The organism is Streptomyces sp. NPDC001868 (assembly GCF_040297125.1).
Lineage (GTDB): Bacteria > Actinomycetota > Actinomycetes > Streptomycetales > Streptomycetaceae > Streptomyces.
Map to the genome: position 1 here is coordinate 1 of NZ_JBEOYO010000111.1, position 9,217 is coordinate 9,217.

Consider the following 9,217-nt stretch of genomic DNA (forward strand, 5'->3'; position numbering starts at 1 on the left):
TTCTCGCGCAGTTCCCCGCGCCCCTGAAAAAGCAGGGGCTGCGCCCCGTGCTTTTTCAACGGCTCGCAGGGGCCGTTGCCTTTAGGGGCGCGGGGAACTGCGCGACCAGCCCCCACGCACCCGCGGTCGAACCGAACCACGATGCCCGCCGGAGGCAACCCGTGCGTGTCAGGATGGCGGTGTGCCGCAGAACATATTTCGCGCCCCGTTCGTCGGGCGGGACACCGAGCTGGGTCGGCTGACGGACGTGCTGGACCGGGCGGCGGGCGGCGAACCCCGGGCCGTGCTGGTGGCGGGGGACGCGGGGGTCGGGAAGAGCCGGACGCTGGCGGAGGCGGCGGCGTACGCGGTGGGCCGGGGGACGGCCGTGTTCACCGGGCACTGTGTGGACCTCGGTGACGTCGGCCTGCCGTATCTCCCCTTCACGGAGATCCTCGGCGCCCTCGCCGCGGACGAGCGGTTCGCCCCGCTCGTCCAGGCGCACCCGGCCGCCACCCGCCTCCTCGGCGGCGGCGCGGCCGGCGGTGACCGGTCGCAGCTCTTCGAGGGCATCGCCGCGCTGCTGGCGGACCTCGCCGAGACCACCCCCGTGCTGCTGGTGCTGGAGGACCTGCACTGGGCCGACCAGTCCTCGCGGGACCTGCTGCGCTTCCTGCTCAGCCGGGCCGTGCTCCAGCGACCCGCCCCCGGCACCCCCGCCCACCGCCTCGCCGTCTTCGCCTCGTACCGCGCGGACGATCTGCACCGCCGCCACCCGCTGCGCCCCCTGCTCGCCGAACTGGTGCGGCTGCCCGCCGTGGAGCGGCTGGAGCTGCGGCCGATGCCGGACCCGGAGCTCGCGCGGCTGGTGCGTTCGCTGCGCGCCGAGCCGCTGTCCGAGGACACGGTCGGCCGGATCGTCGAGCGGGCGGAGGGCAACGCGTTCTACGCGGAGGAACTGCTGGCCGCGACGGCGGACGAGCCGGGGGCCGTGCTGCCGAGCGGGCTGGCCGACGTCCTGCTGATCCGCATCGAGCAACTGCCCGGCGCGGCCCAGCAGGTGCTGCGCACGGCGGCGGTGGCGGGCCGCAGGGTCGGGCACGATCTGCTGCGGGAGGCCGTCCAACTCCCCGACGGCGAGCTGGAGTCGGCGCTGCGGGAGGCGGTCGGCCGGCAACTGCTGCTGCCGGGCGAGGGATCGACGTACGCGTTCCGGCACGCGCTCACCCGGGAGGCGGTCTACGCGGATCTGCTGCCGGGTGAACGGGTGCGGCTGCACGGGGTGTTCGCCAAGGTGCTGGCCGGCAGGGGACGGGCGGGGGAGAGCGCCGAGCGCGCTCACCACTCGCGCGAGAGCCATGATCTCGCCGACGCGCTCACCGCGTCCGTCGAGGCCGCCGACCACGCGCACGGCATCGGCGCGCCCGCCGAGGAGCTGCGGCATCTGGAGGGCGCCCTCGATCTGTGGGCGTCCGTGGAGTGCGGGGCCCGGCCCCGGGACCTCGACACGGTCACCCTCACCCTGCGCGCCTCGTCCGCCGCCGCGCGCGCCGGGGAGAACCACCGGGCGGTCACCCTCACCCGCTCGGCGCTCGCCGGGGCCGGCCCGGACGCGGACTCGGAGCTGGCGGCCCGGGTGCGGTACACCCTCGCCGGTGACCTGATGCGCGTGGACCGTCTGAAGGCAGCGTTCCGGTACAGCAGCGAGGCGCTGGCGATGATTCCCGCCGAGCCCCCGTCACGTACCTGGGTGTGGGCGGCGGCCACGCATGTGATGGCGGCGCGGTACGTGGGCGAGGACGAGGAGGCCGGACGGGTCGCGAGGGAGGCGCTGCGCGTCGCCGAGCGGCTCGAACTGGGCGATGCCCAGGCCGACTTGATCATCTCCGTGGTCGGCCTCGATCCCCGGAGCAACCGGCGTACGCGGGAGGGCCGGGAGCGGCTGCGGGACGCCCGCGAGCTGGCCCGCCGCGCCGGTGGCGCCCCCGTGGAGATGCGTGCCCTGTTCAACCTCGCCGTCGGCTGCTTCGAATCCGGTGACGTGGAGGCATGTCTCACCTGGCTCTCCGAGGGGCTGGAGAGCGCGGCCCGCACCGGTCTGCTCTCCTCCCCGTACCCGGTGGAGATGCGTTACCTGCACTCCCTCTGCCTCTACACGCTGGGCCGTTGGGACGAGTGCGCCCGCTCGGCGGCCGACGTCGACCGGCTGCCCGCCGCGGCCGGTCACGCGGCCGGTCCCGCGCTGTACGTCGCCCTCGCCCGCGGCGACGAGAGTGCCGCCGAGCGGGCCCGGGCGCTGCTGGACGGGCCGTACGACTGGATGGCGGGCCTCGTCGCGGGCGTCGCGCTCACCGAGGCGGCCGTTCTGCGGCACGATCCGCAGGCCGCCGTCGCACAGTTCCGTACGACCGTCGCCGCCCTCACCGACGAGTCCGGGGCCCGGCCCAACGCGACCGTCCGCCTCGCCGCGCTGGCCCTCGGGGCTATCGCGGACGCCGTGGCGGAGCGGCGGTCGGCCGGGGACGAGGCGGGGGTGCGGGGCTGGGCCGCCACCGGGGAGGAACTGGTGCGGGCGGCGCGGGAGACCGCCATCGAGGGGGAGGACGGCGTCGAACAGGGGCCGGAGGGGCTGGCCTGGCTGGCGCGGGCCGAGGCGGAGTGGGCGCGGGTGCGTACCGGGCCCGATGTGGGGGCCTGGCGGAAGGCGCTCGACGCGTTCACGTTCGGCGACCCCTACGAGCGGGCCCGGTGCCGACTGCGGCTGGCGGAGGCGCTGTTGGGGGCGGGGGAGCGGGAGGAGGCGGCGGCCGAGGCCCGGGCGGCGGGGGAGACCGCCGACCGGCTGGGGGCCGTGCCGCTGCGGGCCGCCCTGGACGCGCTGGTCCGCCGGGGGCGGTTGACGGCGGCCTCGGGGGACGGTGAGTCCGTGGTCCCCACGCTCCCCTCGCTCACCGCGCGGGAGAGTGACGTACTGCGGCTGCTCGCGCTCGGGCGCACCAACCGGCAGATCGGCGACGAACTGTTCATCACCGGGAAGACGGCGAGCGTGCATGTGTCCAACATCCTGGCCAAGCTGGGGGCGGCGAGCCGTACGGAGGCGGTGGCCATCGCCTACCGGGAAGGGCTGATCACGACCGGCTCACCGTCCTGACCGGGCCCACCCCCGCCCGGGGCTACGTCGCCCGCCAGACCGTCATGTCGCCGGTCACGAAGCTGACTCCGCTGTCCGGCAGGGCGGTCGACTTCACCTGGACGACGTACAGCGCGATGTCCCCGGCGGGGCTCTTGAAGCAGAACTCGCTGCCGGCGGCCGCGGCTGCCAGCGGGAATCTGCGGCTCTTGGCGCCGGTGAGGGCGACCCGGCACGTTTCGAGGGTGGCGCCCGGTTCGGCGAACAGCATGGTGATCACGCTGCTGTCGCTCTCCAGCGCGCAGCTGCCTCCCTCGCAGGTGAAGCGGATGTCCCCTTTGCGGTCCTCGCGGATGTTGCGGTAGATCGGGGCCCTGATGTCGAGGGAGTTGTCCTCGTTCAGGTACTGGAGGGGGTAGGCGATGGGGCGCGGCTGCGGGGACCCGGTCGGGGAGGGGGAGGCCCCCTTCGCCGGTCCGTCGCCCGCTCCTTCCGGCGCCGTCCCGTCGTCCGTCCCCTCCGATGCCCGGTCGCTCGTTCCCTTGGCTCCCGCGGTCGCGGACGTTCCCGTGCCGGGTGTCGACGACGAGGACGTCACCCGGTCGCGGAACCGGTCCAGCCCTTCCACGACCGTCCAGGCCAGGCCCGACAGCAGCAGCGCACCGCCGGTCACGGCCACGGCCGTGATCAGTGCGGTCCGGCGCCGCCGGGTCCGCCGCCGGTCCGCCACCGTCTGACCCGTCTGACCGGTCCGGTCCGTTCCGAACTGACCCGTTCCGAACTGACCCGTCGGGCTGATCGGACCCACCGGACCTACCGGCCCCATCGGCCCCAGCGGCCGAGTCGGGGACAGCAGGGGCATCGGGTGCGCGAGCGTGGGCTGATGGGCCGGTGGTGGAACCGTGACCTCCGGCCCCGTGACCTCGCGCCAGACGGCCGGTCCGCCGCCCCCGTCGGCGTCCGGGCCCAGCCGCCGGCGGCACCACTCGACGACCTCCGCCAGGGTGGGCCGCTCCGCCGGATCGGCGGCGAGACACCGGGCCATCATCGGCCGGAGCTGCTCGGGCAGCAGGGACAGGTCGGGTTCCGAGTGCACGATCCGGTACAGCACGCCGACCGAGGGGCCGTCCCCGTACAGCGGCTCGCCCAGGGCCGCGAACGCGGCGGTCTGGCCCAGCGCGAAGACATCGGTCGCCGTCGTGACATCACCGCCGGTCGCCTGCTCGGGAGCCATGAACTGAGGTGTGCCGGCCGCGGTGCCCGTGGCGGTGTTCGAGGTGAGGTCGGCGGCCAGCGAGATACCGAAGTCGATCACCCGGGGCCCGTCGGCGGCAAGGAGCACGTTCGACGGCTTCAGATCGCGGTGCACGATGCCCTCGTCGTGGATGGCCCCCAGCGCCTCGGCCACCCCCGCCATCAGCCACAGCACCGCGGGCACCGGCAGCGGCCCGCGCCGGGCCACGGCCTCCGTCAGGGAGGGCCCCGGCACGTACAGCGTGGCCAGCCAGGGCGGTACGCCGTCCGCGTCGGCGTCGATCAGCTCGGCGGTGTACGCGCCCCGGACCCGCCGGGCCGCCTTGATCTCCCGGCCGAACCGCCGCCGGAACGCCGGGTCGTCGGCCAGCTCCGGGCGCACGACCTTGATCGCCACCGGCCGGCCGCCCTGGGTGTGCGACAGGTAGACCCGTCCCATGCCGCCCGCCCCGAGCCGGGCGGCGAGGCGATAGCCCGCCACCTGCGGCGGGTCGTCCGCCTGGAGCGGCTGGAACACCTCGGTCGCGTTGTTCAACTGCGCACGTCCCCCTGATCCCGTGATCCCCCATGCGTCGGCCCGATGATCAGACCGACGGAGGCAGCCTAAAGGTTGTTGTGTGCATGCTGTTCGGGGTTACGCCAGGAGTGATAGCCGTTGACCGAACCGGACGTCGGGTGACCGAACCCGACGTCGGGGTGATCGAGCCTCGGACGTCAGAGCCGTGCCCGGGACGTCAGAGCCGCGCCCCCTTGAGCGCCATGTGCAGCAGCAGCCGGTCCTCGCCGTCGGTCAGCCGCAGACCCGTGAGCTGTTCGACGCGGGAGAGGCGGTAGTAGAGGGTCTGGCGGTGGATGCCCAACTCGGCGGCGGTGCGGCCCGCTTGACCGGCGTGGTCGAGGAACACCTCGGCGGTGTGGGCGAGTTCCCGGTGGGCGGGGGTGAGGAGGAGTCGGACGGAGGGGTCCTGGGGCATGCCGGGCGGGAGCGCGGTCAGGAGGCGGTACGGGCCGATGGAGCGCCACTCGGCGACCGGGCCGAGCCGAGGCTCCGCCAGCGCCGCGCGGGCCGCCGCCGAGGCCTCCCGCCAGTCGGTGCCCAGCTCGGCGAGGCCCGCGCGGGCGTCCGAGACACCCGCCGCCGCGTGTGCCCCCGCGCGCTCCAGGAGCCGGGCGGCGGCCGCGAGCGCCGGGGCCGGTGCGTCGGCCGAGCGGAGCCGTACCAGCAGGGCCAGGCCCTGGCCCGCCGCGCCCCACGGCACCGTGCACAGCGCGGTCGCCCCCGGCACCGTACGGAACGACGGGGCGTCGTCCGGGTCGGCGGACGGCCACGGGGCCACGCACACCATCGTGTGAACGCCGTCGCCGCGCGGGCCGAGGGCCGTGCGCAGCTCCGCCACCGCCATGTCGTGCTCCCAGCCGCGCCCGGCGGTCAGGACCGCGCGCAGCTCCCGGGTGAGGTCGGCGCCGGCCTGGGCCTCGTCCGCGAGGAGGGCGCCGATCCGGGTGGCGACCGCCATGGCGGCGGTCAGCTGGGCGTCGGTCGGGCCCGGGTCGTCGTCCAGGAGCCAGACATAGCCGAGGACGACACCCCGATGGCGTACCGGGAGGCAGATACGTCCCCGGAGCACCCCCGCCTCGGGCGTCGGCGGGATACGGACCGGGGCCGTCGCCCGGGTGATGCCGAAGCCCTCGAACCACTCCCGTACCGCCGTCGTCGAACGGCGGGTCAGGATCGAGCGGGTGCGGACCGGGTCCAGGGCCGACGGATCGAGGTCGCCCTCGCTGTCGTACGCGCCGAAGGCGATCAGCTCGAAGTCGCGGTTCTCCAGCGTCGCCGGGGCGCCGAGCAGCCCGGAGATCTCGTCGACCAGCTCCTGGTAGTCACCCTTGAATTCCGACGTCACCCGGGCATTCTGCAGCATTTTCCCAGTCCTTCATACATCTGTCTGAGATCTGCGGCACGGATACGTGACAGCTGTCGATGGCCGACGATCCGAGGGATCCTTAGGTTTCACGGTGGTTCTATCTGCTGGTTTGTGGAGGTGCCCCGTGCTGGGTCCCGTGATTCTCGCCGCGTCGCGCAGCGACCGGATGCGACGCCTGATCTCGGCGGCGCCCGTGACCAAGCAGGTCGTCGACCGCTTCATCCCAGGTGAACGGGTCGACGACATCGTCCCGGTCGTCCGGGATCTCACCGGCCGGGGCCTCGAAGTGACGCTCGACGTCGTCGGCGAGGACATCACCCGCCCCGAGCAGGCCGCCGCCGCCCGCGACGCCTACCTGGAGCTGATCGACCGGCTGAAGGAGCTGGAGCTCGGCGAGCGCGCCGAGATGTCCGTGAAGCTGTCCCTCTTCGGACAGGCCCTCCCCGGCGGTCATGAACTGGCCCTCGCCAACGTCCGCCCGGTCGTCGAGGCCGCCGCCGAGATCGGGACGACGGTCACGCTCGACGCGGAGGACCACACCACCCTCGACTCGATGTTCGCCATCCACGACGAGCTGCGGCGGGACTTCCCGCAGACCGGCTGCGTCATCCAGGCCTACCTCTTCCGCACCGAGGCCGACGCCCGCCGCCTCGCCGAGAACGGCAGCCGGGTGCGGCTGGTGAAGGGCGCCTACAAGGAGCCCGTCGAGGTCGCCTTCCAGCAGAAGGCCGAGATCGACAAGGCGTACGTCCGCGTCCTGAAGATCCTCATGGACGGAGAGGGGTACCCGATGATCGGGTCCCACGACCCGCGGCTCATCTCCATCACCCAGGAACTCGCCCGCCGGGCCGGGCGCAAGCTCGACGAGTACGAGTTCCAGATGCTGTACGGCATCCGCGGCGACGAGCATCTGCGGCTCGCCGCCGAGGGACACCGGATGCGGGTCTACACCGCGTACGGCACCGACTGGTACGGCTACTTCATGCGCCGCCTCGCGGAGAAGCCCGCCAACCTGCGCTTCTTCGTCCGCTCGATGGTCAGCAAGGGCTGAGCCCCACAGACATACGGCCGCACGGACACGGCCACCCGCCCCACGGCTCACGACACCGCTCAGATCAAGGAGATACGGAACCCATGGACGCTGTGACCCAGGTCCCCACCCCCGTCAACGAGCCGGTGCACGGCTACGCCCCCGGCTCGCCCGAGCGCGCCCGGCTGGAGGTCAAGCTGAAGGAGCTGGCCGAGAACCCCATCGACCTGCCGATGACGATCGGCGGCGAGCAGCGGATGGGTGGCGGTGACCGCTTCGACGTGGTGCAGCCGCACAACCACAAGGCCCGCCTCGGCACCTACGCCAACGCGACTCAGCAGGACGCGCAGGACGCCGTCGACGCGGCCCTCGCCGCCGCGCCCGCCTGGCGCGCGATGTCCTTCGACGACCGCGCCGCGATCATCCTGCGCGCCGCCGAGCTGTTGGCAGGACCCTGGCGCGAGACCCTCGCGGCCTCCACCATGCTGGGCCAGTCCAAGACCGCCCAGCAGGCCGAGATCGACTGTCCCTGTGAACTGGTCGACTTCTGGCGCTTCAACGTCAAGTACGCCCGTGACCTGCTCGCCGAGCAGCCCCCGGCCAACTCCCCGGGCGTCTGGAACCGCCTCGACCACCGCCCTCTCGAAGGCTTCGTCTACGCGATCACGCCCTTCAACTTCAGCGCGATCGCGGGCAATCTGCCGACCGCCCCGGCCCTCATGGGCAACGTGGTCGTCTGGAAGCCGTCGCCGACCCAGACCCACGCCGCCGTGCTGCTGATGCGGCTGCTGGAGGAGGCGGGGCTGCCGAAGGGCGTCATCAACCTCGTCACCGGCGACGGCATCGAGGTCTCCAAGGTCGCCCTGGAACACCGCGACCTCGCCGGCATCCACTTCACCGGCTCGACGAAGACCTTCCAGTACCTGTGGAAGACGGTCGGCGCGAACATCGAGAAGTACCGCTCGTACCCGCGGCTCGTCGGCGAGACCGGCGGCAAGGACTTCGTGGTCGCCCACCCGAGCGCCGACCGTGCCGTGCTGAAGACGGCCCTCACCCGGGGCGCCTTCGAGTACCAGGGCCAGAAGTGCAGCGCGACCTCCCGGGCGTACATCCCGGCGTCGATCTGGAACTCCGGCTTCAAGGAGGAGTTCGCCGCCGAGGTCGACGGGCTGACCATGGGTGACGTCACCGACCTCACCAACTTCGTCGGCGCCGTCATCGACGAACGCTCCTTCGCCAAGAACAAGGCCGCCATCGACCGCGCCGAGTCGGACCCGGCCTGCACGATCGTCGCGGGCGGCTCCTACGACGACTCGGTGGGCTACTTCGTCCGCCCGACCGTCGTCGAGTGCACCGACCCGGCCAACGAGGTCTTCACCACCGAGTACTTCGGCCCGTTCCTCGCGGTGCACGTCTACGAGGACGACCGGTACGAGGAGATGCTGACCCAGATGGAGTCGGTGTCGGCCTACGCCCTGACGGGTTCCGTCATCTCGGGCGACCGTGCGGCGGCGGCGTACACGATGGAGAAGCTGCGGTACGCGGCCGGCAACTTCTACATCAACGACAAGTCCACCGGTGCGGTGGTCGGGCAGCAGCCGTTCGGTGGGGGGCGTGCCTCCGGTACGAACGACAAGGCCGGGGCGCCGCAGAATCTGATGCGGTGGACTCTGACCCGGGCGATCAAGGAGACCCTGGTCGCGCCGACGGACTACACGTACCCGCACATGGGCTGAGCGGCCCGCCCCTCCCGTGACCCCCTGAGCGCCTTCTGGCTCGGGGGGTTCGGTGTGTTCGGCGGGTGCGGGTCCGGTGGGGGCTGGTCGCGCAGTTCCCCGCGCCCCTGAAAAGCCGGGGCTGCGCCCCGTGCTTTCAGGCCCGCAGGGCCTGAATCTTTAG

5 protein-coding genes are annotated in these 9,217 nt (G+C 73.0%); 3 read left to right on the plus strand and 2 right to left on the minus strand.

Going from position 1 to position 9,217, the window contains the following annotated elements:
• Positions 1-181 precede the first annotated feature (181 nt).
• The gene (locus ABT147_RS46530) at positions 182-3,130 is read left to right on the plus strand and encodes a helix-turn-helix transcriptional regulator (RefSeq protein WP_351418479.1); all 2,949 of its coding nucleotides are present in this window, start codon (positions 182-184) and stop codon (positions 3,128-3,130) included.
• 22 nt (positions 3,131-3,152) lie between these two features.
• On the opposite strand, the gene ABT147_RS46535 is transcribed toward ABT147_RS46530, so the two are convergent.
• Positions 3,153-4,898: a serine/threonine-protein kinase gene (locus ABT147_RS46535; RefSeq protein WP_351418482.1), complete on the minus strand. Its 1,746-nt coding sequence runs from the start codon at positions 4,896-4,898 to the stop codon at positions 3,153-3,155.
• 199 nt (positions 4,899-5,097) lie between these two features.
• Complete coding sequence (locus ABT147_RS46540; RefSeq protein WP_351418484.1) at positions 5,098-6,285, minus strand: PucR family transcriptional regulator; 1,188 nt, start codon at positions 6,283-6,285, stop codon at positions 5,098-5,100.
• A 127-nt stretch (positions 6,286-6,412) separates the two neighbouring features.
• Here ABT147_RS46540 and ABT147_RS46545 point away from each other — a divergent pair, with 127 nt between their 5' ends.
• Positions 6,413-7,339 (plus strand): proline dehydrogenase family protein, encoded by a 927-nt coding sequence (locus ABT147_RS46545; RefSeq protein WP_351418487.1) that lies wholly within the window; start codon positions 6,413-6,415, stop codon positions 7,337-7,339.
• Between the two features lie 83 nt (positions 7,340-7,422).
• Positions 7,423-9,054, plus strand: coding sequence for an L-glutamate gamma-semialdehyde dehydrogenase (pruA, locus tag ABT147_RS46550; RefSeq protein WP_351418490.1), 1,632 nt, complete (start codon positions 7,423-7,425; stop codon positions 9,052-9,054).
• The last annotated feature ends 163 nt before the right edge of the window (positions 9,055-9,217 follow it).